The 14628-nt window shown below is 63.1% G+C and carries 13 protein-coding genes; 7 read left to right on the top strand and 6 right to left on the bottom strand.

The window, feature by feature from the left end; genetic code table 11:
- The first annotated feature begins 84 nt into the window (after nt 1-84).
- The 3 genes from J5J06_10405 (at nt 85) to J5J06_10395 (ending at nt 5511) form a co-directional block, all read left to right on the top strand.
- A complete protein-coding gene (locus tag J5J06_10405) occupies nt 85-1719 on the top strand; it encodes a glycosyltransferase family 39 protein (GenBank protein ID MCO6437488.1) in 1635 nt (544 codons plus the stop codon).
- Between the two features lie 244 nt (nt 1720-1963).
- Nucleotides 1964-3649, top strand: coding sequence for a hypothetical protein (locus J5J06_10400; GenBank protein MCO6437487.1), 1686 nt, complete (start codon nt 1964-1966; stop codon nt 3647-3649).
- 599 nt (nt 3650-4248) lie between these two features.
- Nucleotides 4249-5511 carry a methionine adenosyltransferase gene (locus J5J06_10395; GenBank protein MCO6437486.1) on the top strand — a complete coding sequence of 421 codons (1263 nt, stop codon included), beginning with the start codon at nt 4249-4251 and terminating at the stop codon, nt 5509-5511.
- Nucleotides 5512-5544: 33 nt separating this feature from the next.
- Here the strand turns inward: J5J06_10395 and J5J06_10390 are convergent, their stop codons facing one another.
- Nucleotides 5545-6375 carry a histidinol-phosphatase HisJ family protein gene (locus J5J06_10390; protein MCO6437485.1) on the bottom strand — a complete coding sequence of 277 codons (831 nt, stop codon included), beginning with the start codon at nt 6373-6375 and terminating at the stop codon, nt 5545-5547.
- A 227-nt stretch (nt 6376-6602) separates the two neighbouring features.
- On the opposite strand from J5J06_10390, the gene J5J06_10385 reads away from it, so the two are divergent.
- Nucleotides 6603-6968 (top strand): DUF3568 family protein, encoded by a 366-nt coding sequence (locus J5J06_10385; GenBank protein MCO6437484.1) that lies wholly within the window; start codon nt 6603-6605, stop codon nt 6966-6968.
- A gap of 129 nt (nt 6969-7097) precedes the next feature.
- Here J5J06_10385 and J5J06_10380 read toward each other — a convergent pair whose 3' ends face one another.
- On the bottom strand, nt 7098-7334 hold the full coding sequence (locus J5J06_10380; GenBank protein ID MCO6437483.1) for a ferredoxin: 237 nt from the start codon (nt 7332-7334) through the stop codon (nt 7098-7100).
- A gap of 258 nt (nt 7335-7592) precedes the next feature.
- The gene (locus J5J06_10375; protein MCO6437482.1) at nt 7593-7868 is read right to left on the bottom strand and encodes a hypothetical protein; all 276 of its coding nucleotides are present in this window, start codon (nt 7866-7868) and stop codon (nt 7593-7595) included.
- A gap of 306 nt (nt 7869-8174) precedes the next feature.
- Here J5J06_10375 and J5J06_10370 point away from each other — a divergent pair, with 306 nt between their 5' ends.
- The 3 genes from J5J06_10370 (at nt 8175) to J5J06_10360 (ending at nt 10162) form a co-directional block, all read left to right on the top strand.
- The gene (locus J5J06_10370; GenBank protein ID MCO6437481.1) at nt 8175-8810 is read left to right on the top strand and encodes a NeuD/PglB/VioB family sugar acetyltransferase; all 636 of its coding nucleotides are present in this window, start codon (nt 8175-8177) and stop codon (nt 8808-8810) included.
- Between the two features lie 48 nt (nt 8811-8858).
- On the top strand, nt 8859-9095 hold the full coding sequence (locus J5J06_10365; GenBank protein MCO6437480.1) for an acyl carrier protein: 237 nt from the start codon (nt 8859-8861) through the stop codon (nt 9093-9095).
- 623 nt (nt 9096-9718) lie between these two features.
- Nucleotides 9719-10162, top strand: coding sequence for a hypothetical protein (locus tag J5J06_10360; GenBank protein MCO6437479.1), 444 nt, complete (start codon nt 9719-9721; stop codon nt 10160-10162).
- Nucleotides 10163-10228: 66 nt separating this feature from the next.
- On the opposite strand, the gene J5J06_10355 is transcribed toward J5J06_10360, so the two are convergent.
- From J5J06_10355 to J5J06_10345, 3 genes are all read right to left on the bottom strand, one after another.
- Nucleotides 10229-10597: a hypothetical protein gene (locus J5J06_10355; GenBank protein MCO6437478.1), complete on the bottom strand. Its 369-nt coding sequence runs from the start codon at nt 10595-10597 to the stop codon at nt 10229-10231.
- 227 nt (nt 10598-10824) lie between these two features.
- Nucleotides 10825-13359, bottom strand: a complete 2535-nt coding sequence (rseP, locus tag J5J06_10350; GenBank protein ID MCO6437477.1) for an RIP metalloprotease RseP — start codon at nt 13357-13359, stop codon at nt 10825-10827.
- Nucleotides 13344-14495 (bottom strand): 1-deoxy-D-xylulose-5-phosphate reductoisomerase, encoded by a 1152-nt coding sequence (locus tag J5J06_10345; protein ID MCO6437476.1) that lies wholly within the window; start codon nt 14493-14495, stop codon nt 13344-13346. Before J5J06_10345 ends, rseP begins: the two co-directional genes overlap by 16 nt.
- Nucleotides 14496-14628 lie beyond the last annotated feature (133 nt).

The following is a 14628-nucleotide window of genomic DNA, read 5'->3' as shown; positions in this document are numbered from 1 at the left end:
GGCAAGATCCAATTGGCGGTAACTTCATGAACGACAAGAAGTAGCGGTTCCTGGGCCCAAGGGGAGAGGCGGATTCGACAACGCGTGGACAAGCTCGCCGACAATCACCGGCAAACAAGCGTGCGAAACGTGGAAGCACTCGCCTGGATCGGAATCCTCGCCCTGGCCGCCTTCCTGCGGTTCTACGATCTGGGCCGGTTTCAGCTTTGGCTTGACGAGTCTTGCACTTCCTACGTCGTCTTTCATCTCGCTTCCTGGCCAACGGAGGGCCCTCCTTGGGCCGAGGTCGCCCATCTGCCGTATTTCGGCCTGCTTCGCGGCTGGACGTACCTGTTCGGAGAGTCCGGCTGCGCACTGCGAAGCCTCTCCGCGACGGCCGGAGTTCTGGGGGTCCTGGCTGTCGGGATGCTGGCGAGGCGGGCCGGGGGAAGAACGGCAGGGCTGATCGCCCTCATTCTGGCCGCGGTGAATCCTCTCCAGATTCACTACAGCCGAGAAGCGCGCGTATATGCGCTGTGGATTCTTGCCTTGACGATCTGCCTTCTGCTGCTTCGACGGGCGGCCGAATCCGGGCGCTGGCGCTATTGGCTGGCTTACGGATTGGCAGCTTGGGTCGCCGTGCTCCTCCACTACTACACCCTGCTCTGGATTCCGGCCACGGCGGCGGTGCTGCTTGTCGGGAGCAACCGTCGTCGGACCGCGCGCCGCTGGATCGTAACCCATGCCGTCCTCGGGTTTGCGCTGGTCCCAGTATTGATCGGGCTCGTCATTCCCAACGCTGAGACAGGCCCACGCCGCTGGCTCCAGCAGGTCTGGGAGGGCTATCCGCCTTGGGCCGCGATGGCCCGCTCGATATCGGTCATGCTCCCGGCCGGGTGGTATCCGAACTACCTTGGCGAGGTCGGGGCAGCCGATGACTGGCTCGCCGCCACATGGGGAGCGATGCCCGCCGGGATCGTGGTTTGGGCACCGCTGATCGCGTTCGTTGCGCTGGTGGTCTGGGGGCTGCTTCGAATCCGCACAAATCGAAGTAGGGCTGTCGAGGCGTTCTGGCTACTGGCGGGGACCCTTGCGTTTCTCGTGCTGGCCTGGCTGGCGTCGCTCCTGTGGCGACCGGCGTACGTCGTGGGACGCTACGACCTTGCGGCTTGGCCGATGCTCATCGGGGGGATGGCGATTCTGATCGCCCAGACCGGTCGGCGATCCGGTCGGGTTGCAGGCCGGGTCGTACTTCCGGCAGTAATAACATCCGTTCTCACGGTGTGCAGTGCGGTGACGATCTACGCGGCGGCATCTGTTGTTCCGCAGCGGGACACACAAGAGCGCGTGCGTCGGATCGCGGCCGAGGTCTCACCCGGCGACCTCATCATCAGCGTCGGCCTGTATCGCTGGTTCCTGGACCATGCCTGGCGCCGGCAGGGCGTGGACGTCGAGTGGCTTTCCTTCCCCCGAAGACACGACCGCCAGCTCTGCTGGGATGACGCCGAAGCAGAACTGCAACACCCAGGTGAGATCGAAGCGGACGTGGCGTTTACGCTCGGGCGGATCCGCGATGCGCTTGAAAACGGGCGCCACGTTTGGCTGCTCGCCCAGGGCGAACCCGAGACACCCCGCTGGGAAGTTGACAGGCACCTGTTCGAAGCCCTTCACGGTGCGGACATCGAGATAGCACTTCGCGACGCTTGGCTGGGCCTGGCGGAGTTGCGGCCTATTCCCTGATTCCTGACGCTGGCGATCGAGTCCGCGCCGCGTTTCGAAACTCAAGATCGACTTCACGCTTTCCGATGGGACCGATAAGCGGAAACCACAGGCGATCCGTACGCGCATGTCGGACACAGCCCATCCAGCAATGCCGGCGCTCCCGGCGAACAGGACGTCACGGAATCTTCGCGGCGCAGAGCCCCTTCTTTGCCCTGAGTATGCCACTGAGGCCGGTTTGCGAGCGCGTTCATTAAGTTGGACGATGGTCGGCGCCTGGATCGTGGCCCTGTTTGTCGTCCTTTCTTTTCTGCCTTTCCGCAGCCAGATCCCGCCGCTGATCGAATCGGACTACGGTTACCAGCTCATTGCCGCAGAACGCATGGCACACGGTGAAGGGCTGACGTCCTTGCCCCCGGCCGCACCTGGTCAGTCTTGGACGTGGCACGGGGATTGGGTCTTTCTGACCCGTTGGCCGGCAGGCTACTCAGCGCTCGTCGGGCTGTTGCAGAAAGGCCTGGAGGTGAGCCTCATCGAGGCGTGCCGCTGGATCGCTGTTGCCGCGGTGGCGGTTTCGCTGGTTGCCTGGTTTCTGGTCATCAAGCAGGTCGCGCGGGGCGTCGTGGGAGGACTTGTGGCCGCGGTGGCGGCAGGATTGGCTGTCGGTGTGCCGTCGCTGCTGAATCCGTCGACGGATTCTGTACTCGTCGCCCTGCTTCCCGTGTGCATGCTGCTCGTCGCCGAGGGCGTGGAACTGTCCCAAAGGAACTGCCGCAGCGCCGCCGCCTGGCGTCTGGCTCTGGGTGGACTACTGGCCGGTGGACTCTGCTGGATCCGCTATGCGAGCGTGTTCGTACCCGCGGGAATCGGCATCTATCTGCTCGGCTCCGCGCTGCACGACTTGCGGCGGCATTGGAAGAATCTCTCCTTCTTTGCGCTTGGCGCGGCCGTGCCGATGATCGCGCTGGTGGTCGTCAACCGGTTGTTCGGTGCGGATACACGTCTCGCGCAGCAGTTCAATCTCGGCACAGATATCGGATTCGATTTCTCCTGGTCCATGCTGGTCGAGGCTTGGCGCCGAGCGACATCAGTGGGCTTCTATGAACATCGTTCGGAGAGCACCTGGTTGTACATGCTCTGGCCGGTCGTGCTCGCGGCGAGCGTGATGTGCTTTCCGGCTTGGCGGCGGCGACTGAAGCCGTTCTTCGGTCGGCCCGTCATGGGGCTGGCAGGTGCGATCCTCGGATCGTTTCTCTTCATGATCGTCATCGCAACGGTCCTGTTTCACGACAAGTTCAACTTCGTCGGGCTGGATCGTTATTATCTGCCGGTAAAGCCACTGTACCTGCTGCTCTTCATAGCGCCCGTCGTCGTGCTGCTGCGGATTGAACTGCGTGTAGCGGCCGCGCTGCCGCTCCTGCTGGCGGGATCCTGGATCGTTCACGAAGAATGGCTGCGGCCGTATGTGCGAACGCTGCACGCCCGGACCGATGTCACGCCGCTCGGCGCCTGGTCGCGCTGCTTTGAGCCCGGAGCGAGCGGGCTCTACACGTGGCTGCACCGCCAGCCGCCGCGCGACCTGGTCATCGTAAGCAACTTCCACGAATTCGTTGCGCTGGAGACCGGGCAGCCAGCCGTGCCCGTCCCGGAGAGCGTTGCGGAGCTGGAGTCATGGCTCGCCCGAATCCGCAAGGCGCGGGGGGTGGAGCGCCTTCGAACCTTGTTCGTCCTGGATCACGACAACCGTTGGCGCGACTATTGGATTCCCTCGCCCGAAGACATCATCCGGATTTTTGATTTGCGTTCGGCAACCGGGGTTCCGACATCCGCGGAGGACATGGTCTTCGAGTACACGTCCGGCGATGACGAAGAGCGGAATCGCGCGATGGCCGCACGTCTTTCCCCGTATCCATCCGACAGCGTGTACCGCAAGTCGTTGCGCCGGAAATGACAAAAGGCGTGCGGCGACTGGGGGGGATCGCCGGCACGCCTTCGGTCTGGAGGTAAGCGGGAGGTAAGGGTGTCTTCTCCGCTTGATTCACCACATTATACGTTGAATCTCGCCAAATGTTTGTCTCTTGTTCGTAACGCGAATTCGCCGGTTTTCCAGCGGAATTCGAGGCCACTGTGCCATTTGCATCACATCTGCGTAACGCGGCGATGCCGCTCCGGCTCCCGGATCAGGCGGCCTTCCGCGCGTTGAATTCTCTGAAAATGGCTGGGGCGCGACGCCGATTGGGGGGACTCGACGACGCGCCCCGGTCTGGAGGTAGGGAGGGGAGGGTGCCCCTTGAGTCACCAGATTATAGGCCTGTGAAATCTGTCGGTTGAAACGGGTTTGTCGCAAGTTGTCGCTCCGTCTGATGCCGCTCCCAGTGCCCATAGAGCTCGCGCAAACAGCGATCGATACGAGGTTTGGCAAAAAACCTGAAGCTGCGTTGCACACATCGTGAATGACGAACAAGGTTTGCGAAGCTGGGATGTTGCGGCAGACGGCGATGCGGCCTAAGATTCGCCCGCAAATACGTTTCTGGGCTTTTCCTCGCAATTATGAATGGAGAATCCATCGTGCCATCCCGCCAAGAACGGGGCCTTCACCTGTTTACTTCCGAATCCGTGTCCATGGGCCACCCTGATAAGGTGGCCGATCAGATTTCCGACGCCCTGCTGGACAGCCTCATCGGGCCCGACCCCGGCGTGCGGGCTGCGATTGAAACGCTCGTGACCACCAACTATTGCCTGATCGCGGGCGAGGTCACGGTTCACAACCCCAAGGCGGAGCGGGCTCTGGCCGAATATGACCGAACGATCCGCAAGGTGATCACGGACATCGGGTACACGGACACGGCGGCGGGGTTCGACGCGGAAACGTGCAAGATCGAAACGCGGATCCACAAGCAGTCGGGCGACATCAGCCAGGGCGTGACCGCGGGGGAAAATCCGCTCGGTGAGCAGGGTGCCGGCGACCAGGGACTCATGTTCGGGTTCGCATGCGACGAAACGTCGCAGCTTATGCCCCTGCCCATTCATCTGTCCCACCGTCTGGTGGAGCAGCAGGCGAAGGTTCGTCGAGAAGGCGGCATCAACTGGCTCAGGCCGGACGCCAAGTCGCAGGTGACCGTGGTGTACGACGGGCAGCGGCCCATTGGCATCCGCACCGTCGTTCTTTCCACGCAGCATACGGAGGCCGCGCTCGATCCGAAGAATGACCGACGGATGAGCGAGGACGCGCGGCGCGAGGTTCGCGACAAGATCATCATGCCGGTGCTTCAGCACGAGTGCCCGGATCTTTCGACGGAAGGACTGCGCTTTCACATCAATCCCACGGGGCGGTTCCTCACCGGCGGTCCCGACGGCGATTGCGGACTCACCGGGCGCAAAGTGATCGTGGATACGTACGGCGGCTACGGCCGGCACGGCGGCGGTGCCTTTTCGGGCAAGGACCCCTCGAAGGTGGACCGCAGTGCCGCGTACATGGCACGGCACGTTGCCAAGAACATCGTGGCCGCCGGACTTGCCCGGCAGTGCGAGGTTCAACTGGCGTACGTGATCGGCGTGGCCGAGCCGGTATCCGTGGCGGTGGACACCTTCGGCACGGGAGAGGTCGCGGAAGAACTGTTGTCCAAGGCGATTCGAGAGGTATTTCCGCTGAAGCCCGCCGAGATCATCTCCTACCTGGAGCTCTGCCGTCCCGTGTACTTCCAGACGGCGCGGCACGGTCACTTCGGCCGGGATGAAAAGGGCTTCACCTGGGAAAAGACCGACCGCGTGGAGGATCTTCGTTCCGCGACGGGGGCGCTTCAGGCGGTATAATCCCGCCGGACCGCACCCGCTGAGACCGAACGGCTATTCGTCAACGGCTACGGCAGTCCGCTCGCGATTGTCAAACCACGCGGTGTGCTTTATCCCGGCCGCGCGAAGGATACCGAGCGCGTAGTCAAACCCGGCGCCGATGTGCTCGCTGCGGTGGGAGTCCGATCCCAGCGACATGCACATTCCCCCAAGTTCCGCGTAACGTCTCACCGTCGCGGGCCCGGGCATGCTTTCGTCAAGCCCTTGTCGAAGTGACGACGTGTTGATCTCCGGTATGAGGTCGGCCGCGAGGCATCCGCGAAGGATGTCGTCGAAGAGGTCGGCGCAGGGACCCACGTCGTGTGATCCGAAGAAGCGCTGCGTGTAGCGCTTGACCATATCCATGTGTCCGAGGACGTCGAAGACCCGGCCCCGCTGCGCGCGGAGTTCGGCGCAGTGGCGGACGGCGTCACGGACCTTCTCCAGGTAGCGCCGCGTGCCGGTGTGTAGCTCCACGCCTTCCCAGTGTTCCTTCTTGTGCACGGGAACCTCGCCAAAGTAGTGCACGCTGAGCATGACCATGTCGAATTCGTGGCGGGAGAGAAAGTCGAGGATGAAGTCCATCCGCTGGGGCTGGTAGCAGACCTCGATTCCCTTGCCGATGAAGAGGCGCTTTCCGTAGATCTCGCGGAGGCGGTGAATCGTTGCGGAATAGGCTTCGTGATCGTAGACGCAGTCGTTCCACTCGTTGGGGTGGGTATCGAAGTGCTCCGTGAAGGTCAACCCGGCCAGTCCGCGTGCGAGGGCGGACTCGACGTTGGCCTGCGGATCGGCGCTGGAGTCGAATGAGTGGCGGGAGTGAAGGTGCTGGTCGTAGAGCCGCATGACACGCTCGAAAGGCTCCGCGTCTGATTCGCCGGTCGCCTCTAGAATAGGGGATAGCATCGCGTCGCGGACGAGGCAAGTGTCGACGGTTCGCGGTCCCAATTTGATGCGCACCGGAACGACGCATGGCCGCGCTGGGAATTGAGCGCGTCGGTTCGGTACGCTAGCCTGATGCCGCCGGGGTAAACTGCAAGGCGGCGGGCTGTTTCCAGGAAGGAGTCAGAAACATGGGCGTACGGAAATTCCAATTGGAGGCGGGGGTTGTCGTGCTGGGATTGTGCGTGCTGCTCTCGGGCTGCCAGACCGTCAAGAAGGCCACGGGGAGCTACGAGGCGTACATGCAGGCCGATCCCGAGCGCGTCGTGTCCGCGGCGCGGGCGAGCATGGAGGAGTTGGGCCTCATCGGCGTCGTTGCCCAATCGACCAAGCTGGACGGTGAACTCTCCGCCCGCACGGCTCAGGACAAGACCGTGACCGTTTCGGTGCAGCGCGAAGGAGAGGATGTCAGCCGGATGACCGTGCGCGTGGGGACGTTTGGTGACAAGGCCATGAGTCAGACGATCATCCGGAAGACGATGGACCGCCTCGAATAGGAGCGAGGATCGTCCAAGCGGCGCTCCACCGTCGTGTCCGAACGGCACCAAACGCAGCCGCGCAGCGCCGCCCGGCAAAGAGGCGGCACTGCGCGTTCTTTCTTGCGTATGTCAGGCGAAAGACCGCGGCTACGGCGTGGGATAAAGCTGCTCGCCGGAGTCCTTGCACTTGACGACGATGCAGTCCACCGGGCAGCGCTCCGCGGCCTCGAGGATGTACTCGCGGGAGTCGGTGCTGCCCTCGCGGACGATGGCCTTGGCCTCGTCGTCGATCTCGAAGGTTTCCGTTGCGGCGTCCACGCAGGCTCCGTCGCCGATGCAGGCGTCACGATCGATGATAATCTGCAGTTTCTCGATGTCGGCCACGATGATTCTCCTGTCTCCTTGGTCTATTTATGACCAGCCCGAACAAGACGCGGCGCCTGTCCTCGGGCGCCGCACCAATACTACCCTGGAACGAGGCAGCCCGGCCGGCCCGATTGGGGCCGTCGGCAGGGCCGCCTCGACTGAGTTGGGCAAGCAAAATCAGTGCCACAGGCACGAGAAGTGACATTCCCGCGGACAGCGCGGCGGGAGCCGGGCATGCAGAGGATTGGTCGCGCCGCGGTTGTGAACGGCTCGGTGTCAGCTTTGCGGGTCGGTTTCTTCGTCGTCCTTGGGACGAATGCGCCCGGAGTTGGCTTCACGAAGGGATGCTTCAAAGTCGAACAAGCGATACTTGGCCATGATGCGCCAGTCGTCGAGGGCGGTGCGGGCGCGATCAAGGGCCTCGTTCGTGTCGAGGTAGCGGCGGCGGGTTTCGGCCAGCAGTCCGCGGAGCCGCTCCCGCTCCCCTTCGGGCAGCTCCTCGATGACCGCGGCAATCTCCTGAAGCCGGTGTTCGAATTCCTCACGCGTCATCTCTTCCCCCCCCAAGAAGTTTACGACGTGCCGGACGGGGTCGGCCTCGACCGGTACCCCATTCTAGGAGGGGGAATTCCCGGGATGGCGGCCGATACCTCACCTGACCGGGAATCTGAGGAATTTCAGCATTTGAACGCGGGAGCCGCTGGATTCTCGGCCACGGCGGGACCCAATTGAGGTGGGCACCGCCGGTTATCGCTCATTGCTCGACGCAGTCGAGGCGGGCGCGGGATCGTACCCGTTCGTTGAGTCAGCCTTGGGGCGGTCCTATACTCAGCGCCTCAAGCAGGGAGTTAGCGGTCGGTGAAAAAGCTTATCCTGATCGGAGCGGCCAACGCGGAACTCGCCAAGCTGGTGCGGGCGATCAACGGCCGCGCGCCCACCTGGGAACTGGTCGGTTACCTGGACGATGATCCCGCCAAGCAGGGGACGATGTTCATGGACGCGCCGGTGCTGGGGCCGACGAGCCAGTTGGCTTCCGACCGGCATGCGGATGTGTCGGTCCTGACCGCGATCGGGGCGCCGGCGATTCGCCGAAAGATGGCAGGGCTCCTGGAGCAAGCCGGTTGCGAAGTGGCATCGCTGATTCACCCCGGCGTGGACTTGTGGGGTGTGGGCATCGCTCCGGGCTGCATCGTGTTCGAGGGTGCGACGATTTCGCCGAACGTCACGGTCGGGGCGCATTCTCTGATCAGTTTTCTGACTTTCCTCGGCCACGACGTGACGGTGGGTTCATTCTGCAATGTGGCGCCGAACGCGACGATCAGCGGGCGGTGCGTGATCGGCGACGAGGTCTACATCGGCGCGGGAGCGACACTGCTGCCCAAGGTCCAAATAGGAGACGGCGCGGTCGTGGCGGCCGGGGCGGTAGTGACGCGGAACGTCAAGCCGAAGTCGACCGTGGTAGGAAACCCGGCGCGGGTGATGTTGCAAATGTAGGGTTCGTCCCCTGACGCACCTTATTGTTCACACAACAAAGGTCCTGCCGTGGAACTTGATGCCCGACTACTGGAATTGGCGGGGGAAGTCCTTGAGATCGACCCGCAAGAACTGGGCCCGGACGACGGTATCGGCCGGACCGCGGGATGGACCTCGCTGGCACATCTCAACCTGATCGTGGCGATCGAAGAGACGTTTGACATTCGCCTACCCACGTCGCGACTTCCGGAACTGACGACGCTGGGAAAGTTGCAGGGGGAACTGGGTCGGCAGGGAATGGATTAGGCGTTCCTGATGGCCTGAGAGCGAATTCTTGATCCACGCAACGGCGCGCGGCCGGACCGGCGAGGATGATTTCCAATCGACGTGAAAACCCACTGCAGAGGAAGATGGTGATCAAGACCATTCGCCAGCAGCTCGACGATGAGATGCCGGTTTGCGTAAGGAAGTGGGCCTTTCGCTGGATGGCACGGTTTTGTTTCCCCGCTCTCGTGTTCAGCTTCGGTGGACTGCTTGCAAGCGAGCTGCTTGTAAGGGGGTTTGCATCCTTTCGGTGGGCTGCGGAGAACTTGATATGGTTGGGGTTTGCGATCCCCATCGGTGTCGCACTCATCCAATGGATTGAGCACTGCCGGGTTCCCCGTTTCGCGCGGGTGGCCGTTGCGGCAGAGAAAGAGGGCAAGGTTCCCTGCGAGCACTGCCTGTACATTCTCGGGCCCGAGCAAACGAGGTGTCCCGAGTGCGGGCGGGAAGTGGACTTTCAGAAACTTGTGACCAAGTGGAGGCCCTGGTGCGATCGCCACCGCAAGCGGGTCAATCGTCGTACAAAAATTGTGCCCCGATGAAATAGACCTTGCTGGTTCAGGTGCAGTGGTGGATGGCGGCCCGGGTTGGTGGAAGAGCCGAAAGTGACGAAGGCATCCGGCGATCGGGCAAAACCGCTCCCTGCGTGCATTCGCTCGATGGAGCGTCGAGCACTCACGGTTCTCAGGGTTGCGGCGATAGTCTGTTTGCTGTCCTTCTCCACCGTCTGCTGGTTCGTGTCGTACAGCGCGGCTCAAGTGTTTATGTACTTTTCATTTGGCGCGGCGGTGGTCTGGGCGTTCGGCACCAAGCATGGGCGGCGACGGCGTATCCGATCAGCCGCCGAAGCGGTCATCCAGGGTAAGATGGCTTGTCAATGGTGCTTGTACTGGCTTACCAAAGACCAGGAGCGCTGCCCGGAGTGTGGACGGCCGGCCAAATGGGGTGTTGCGGAAGAGCGATGGAGGAACGTCGCGGCGCTCGAGCGCATACCGTGGCCGCCGTCGCAGGGTGCGGACGCGGGCTCGGCGTCAGATGAAGGCGGTTGAGAAACCGTTCTGGATTCCGGCTTGCGCCGGAATGACATGATCAGAAAGATCGCTACCCCAAGCGGGTCAATCATCAAACAAGAACTGTGCCCCGATGAAGTAGCCCTTGCTTGTCCAGGTGCAATGGCGGATGGCGGCCCGGCCCTGGAAGCTGGCTTCGGGCTGGTGGATGGCGATGGTCAATTCGATGCCTTCCGGCAGGGCATCGTCGTGGATCAGGCCCACACCGTCGAGGCTGAGATTGACGCAGGTGGCGAGCTGAAGCTGCTCAATCCCGTCCTCGTCGGGGACCCAGAGCTGAACCGTGCCGGGGAACGGCCAGCGACGCACGTTGCGCCGGCCGGCGCCCTCGTCATCCGGGGCGTGAACCTCATTACCGACAAGCAGTTCTGCCACGGTCTGGCGATTCAGCGGATAGATTTCGGTCGTTTCCATGACGTACGCTCCCCCTCGGTGCCGGACGACCGGTCCGTCGCGCGGCCGTTTCGATTCAGTCTACGATTCGCGGCAAGCGATGCGCAAGAAAGTCCGCGCGAGGGGATATCGGACGTGTCAAGAAGGCAACAGGCAACAGGCAATAGGCAATTGAGAGACTGAGCGGCAGGCCATTGGGTTGCCGGGTTCCGCAGTCCGCAATCCAAAATCCGCAATCGAATCCGCCGCTACCCCCAGATACGCATCACGTCGTTGTAGGTCACGAAGAGGAACGCGCCGATGATGAGGAACAGCCCGATCATCTGCGTGGCCACCTGCACTTTCAGGCTGACCGGACTTCCCTTGATCTTCTCGATGATGAGGAACACCATCAGGCCGCCGTCCACGATGGGCAAGGGCAGGAAGTTGATCACCGCCAGATTGGCCGAGATGATGGCCATGAAATACAGGAACTGCACGAAGCTGGTCTGGGCGATCTGGCTGCCCATACTGATGATGCCCAGCGGTCCGGACATGTTCTCCACGCCGACCGTGTCGGAAAACACCATTCGCTTGATGACCAGGTAGACCTGGAGGATGAAGCTCCACGTCTTGTGCATGCCGATGGAAATGGCGTCGACGACGTTCTTCCCCTTGAGAATGATCGTCTCGGGGAGAATGTCCACGCCGGGAGCGAACGCCACGCGCCCCAGCCAGGGGTCGGTCATGTCCTCGGTGACGTCGATGTACGCGGTCAGCGGGGCGGCGATGGGCGTGGGGCGGTAGACGACGGGCACGTTTCTCTGCCCGACGAGCGACTCCAGGAGATGCTCCGTTCCCTCGTGGTAGCCGACATGGACCTCCTCCTCGCCGCGCCGGGTCTTGATGACCACGGTTTCACGCCCGTCGATCGAGATGATGCGAGCCTCCGGCCCGACGCCGAGAATCGTTCGCAGCGAACGAGGCACATGGAAGGGCACCGTATGGGTCTTACCCGCCACATCATCGTAAGCCAGCAGCACATCCTTGCCGGCCCGTTCGCGGAAGGCGTTGATGAGCTCGACCCACGTGGAGACCTTCTTGTCATCCACCGAAGTAATGGCCGCGCCGGTGGGAATGTTGGCTTCGGCCGCGGGTGTCGTCTTGCCGTGGATCTGCCGTACCACGGCTGCCGTGCGGAGCACGTCATTCGCGACAAACGTGAAGGTGGCGTCGATGGCCCCCGGCGGAATGGGCCAGACGGTGACGGAGACGATGCCGTTGCCGGGCCGTCGCAATTCCAGGGACACGGCCTTGCCCGAGCTGCGGTGAATCAGGCTGGACAATTTGGATGCCGAGGGGTGCTCGGTGTCGTTCACGGAGAGGACTTCGTCACCCACGCGAATACCGGCCTTGTCGGCGACGCCGCCGGGGCGTACCGCGGTGAATTGCACGAGCGGGTGATCGGCGGACGCCGGACTCGAGTCCTTTGGAGATTCGGTACTGGTGTCCGCGTCGTCGTCCGTCCCGTCCCAATCGGCCTGGATGGTGGCGGCGCCAAAGCGGTTGGTCTTGGGCCGCACGAATCCGCTCACGACCTTGCCATCCGACTTGCGAACCAGGAAGGGGATGTCGAACTCGGGATTCTGCCGGATGGCCTGGTTGATCTGCAGGTAGGTCGGGTAGGGGCGATCGTCGAAGGAGAGGACCGTGTCGCCCACTTCGATGCCGGCGAGTTCTGCCCGACTGTCGCGATCCACCGTACCGAACCGGGCAAGGGGCGTCAGTCCGAGAAGGCTGATGGACGCCGGGTCGGAGCTGTCCGCGGGGAAGAGCACGAGCTGCGGGGGGATGTCGACCTTGACCCGCTTGGGCGGGGCGTCGGGATTCTTGGGATCCTTGCGCTCGACGTAGACTTCGGGCGAGTAGGCCAGCATCTCCTTGACGCGGTCGATGTTGTCGTCGGTGACGGGCGTGCCGTTGACTTCGACGATCATGTCGCCCACGTGGGGATGGTCGGGGCGGGTCGGATCCATCGAGGGGCCGACCCAATAGATCTCGCGCGTCGAGCCCGGGGCAATCCCGATGACCTGCCGTTTGATCTGGCGGGTGTTCTCGGGCCGGCGGAAGTCCGGCTTGACGAAGACGGGTTCGATCATTTCCCCGTTGCGCTTTACGCGGAATTGGATGCGCTCGTGCGGCGGCGCGAGGGCGATGGCCGTGGTCAGGTCGATGTTGAAGTCCAGCACGCGCTTGCCGTTGATGCTGACGACCTGGTCGCCGGGGAGCAGGCCGGCCTTGTCCGCCGGGCTGTCCGGCTCGACATAGCCGATGCGCGTGGTAATCGCGGGCATGCCGATCATGAAGATGATCATGAACAGGGCGCAGGCGAAAAGGACGTTCATGATCACGCCGGCGGAGACGATGACCATGCGGTGGAGAACGGGCTTGTTGACGAATGAGCGTGGATCGTCCGAGAAGAGAAGTTCGTTGCTCTTGTCGTCGAAATCCTCCTGCCCGAGCATTTTCACATAGCCGCCCAAGGGAAGAATGTTGAAGGAGTAGCGCGTCTCGCCGTAGGTGAAGCCGAAGAGCTCGCGGCCGAAGCCGATGGCGAATCGATCAACCTTCACGCCCGCCCATTTGGCCGCGGCGAAGTGTCCCAGTTCGTGAACGAAGATGATGATGGAGAAACCCAGCACCATCAGCAGGTAGGGCCAGACCGCCTGCCAGATATTGGCGAGGGGCGAGGCGGCCAGCAGCGCGCCACCGGTCATGGACAGAGAGCTCAACAGGTCAGGCATCGGTTTACCTCGGTACGGGCCCAGCGATCGGCGGCCAGAAGCTGCTCGAGCGCGGGCGTCGCCATGTAATCGTGTTCTTGAATCGCGTGTTCGACAGCGGCCGCGATTTCCCGAAAGGCGATGCGCCGCTCGCGGAAGAGCTGCACGGCCGACTCGTTGGCGGCATTGAGCACGGCGCCGCACGTCCCGCCGCGTTCCGCCGCTGCGTAACCCAGCCGCAGTGCGGGAAAGCGCTGCGGATCGGGCGGGTCGAAGTGCAGACGACGCAGGTCGCCCAATCTGAGCCGTCGCGCCGGACCGGGCATGCGGTGCGGATACGTCAGAGCGTATTGGATCGGCAAGCGCATGTCCGGCGCGCCCAACTGCGCCACGAACGACCCGTCGCGGAATTCTACCATGGAGTGGACGATCGACTCGGGATGGATGACGACGTCTATGCGCTCCGGCGGAAGGTCGAAAAGCCAGCGGGCTTCGATGATCTCCAGGGCCTTGTTCATCATCGTGGCCGAGTCGATGGTGATCTTCGGCCCCATCTCCCACGTGGGATGCTGGAGGGCGTCCTCCAGCGTCACGGCGTCCATCTGCTCGGCAGTCCAGGTTCGAAACGGTCCGCCGGATGCCGTGAGGTAGATGCGTTCGACCTCGTCCGCCCGCCCGGCCTGCATGGCCTGAAACAGGGCGGAGTGCTCGCTGTCCACGGGGATGATCTCCGCCCCGTTTCGTCGCGCGAGGGGCATCAGGATGGAGCCCGCCAGGACCAGTGCTTCCTTGTTTGCCAGAGCGATTCGCCGCCCGAGCTCGGCGGCGCGAAGGGTCGCCGCCAATCCATCCGAACCGACTACGCCGCTCACGACGCAGTCGCATTCCACGGCGTCCACAAGTTCCTCCAGGGCATGCGGACCGCGAAATACCTTTGGATCGTATGCCAGCGAATCGGCGAGCCGATCGGCGTTCTCACCATTGGCGATGGCCACGGCGGGCGGGCGGAGCCGGTTGGCCTGGCCCGCGAGTTCATCACAGCGCGAACCGGCGGCGAGCCCGACGACCTCGAAGGAGCCGGAAAGCGCTTCGATGACATCGACCGTGCTCTGGCCGATCGAGCCCGTTGAACCCAGAATGATTACGCGTTGCCTCATGCCGCAGGTTTCAAGCCGCGCCGATATCGCCCGGAGGAATCGATGGTCATCTTAGGAGTCGTCCGGCAGGGGGACAAGCAAGCGGCCGTCCCCGGGACATCTTCCGACGAGCGCCCACCCCGAAGGACCGTCA

The sequence above is a fragment of the Phycisphaerae bacterium genome, from assembly GCA_024102815.1.
In the GTDB taxonomy this organism is placed as follows: domain Bacteria; phylum Planctomycetota; class Phycisphaerae; order UBA1845; family UBA1845; genus JAGFJJ01.
Note: the sequence above shows the minus strand (reverse complement) of the source record. Positions and strands in the feature narration are given on the sequence as shown.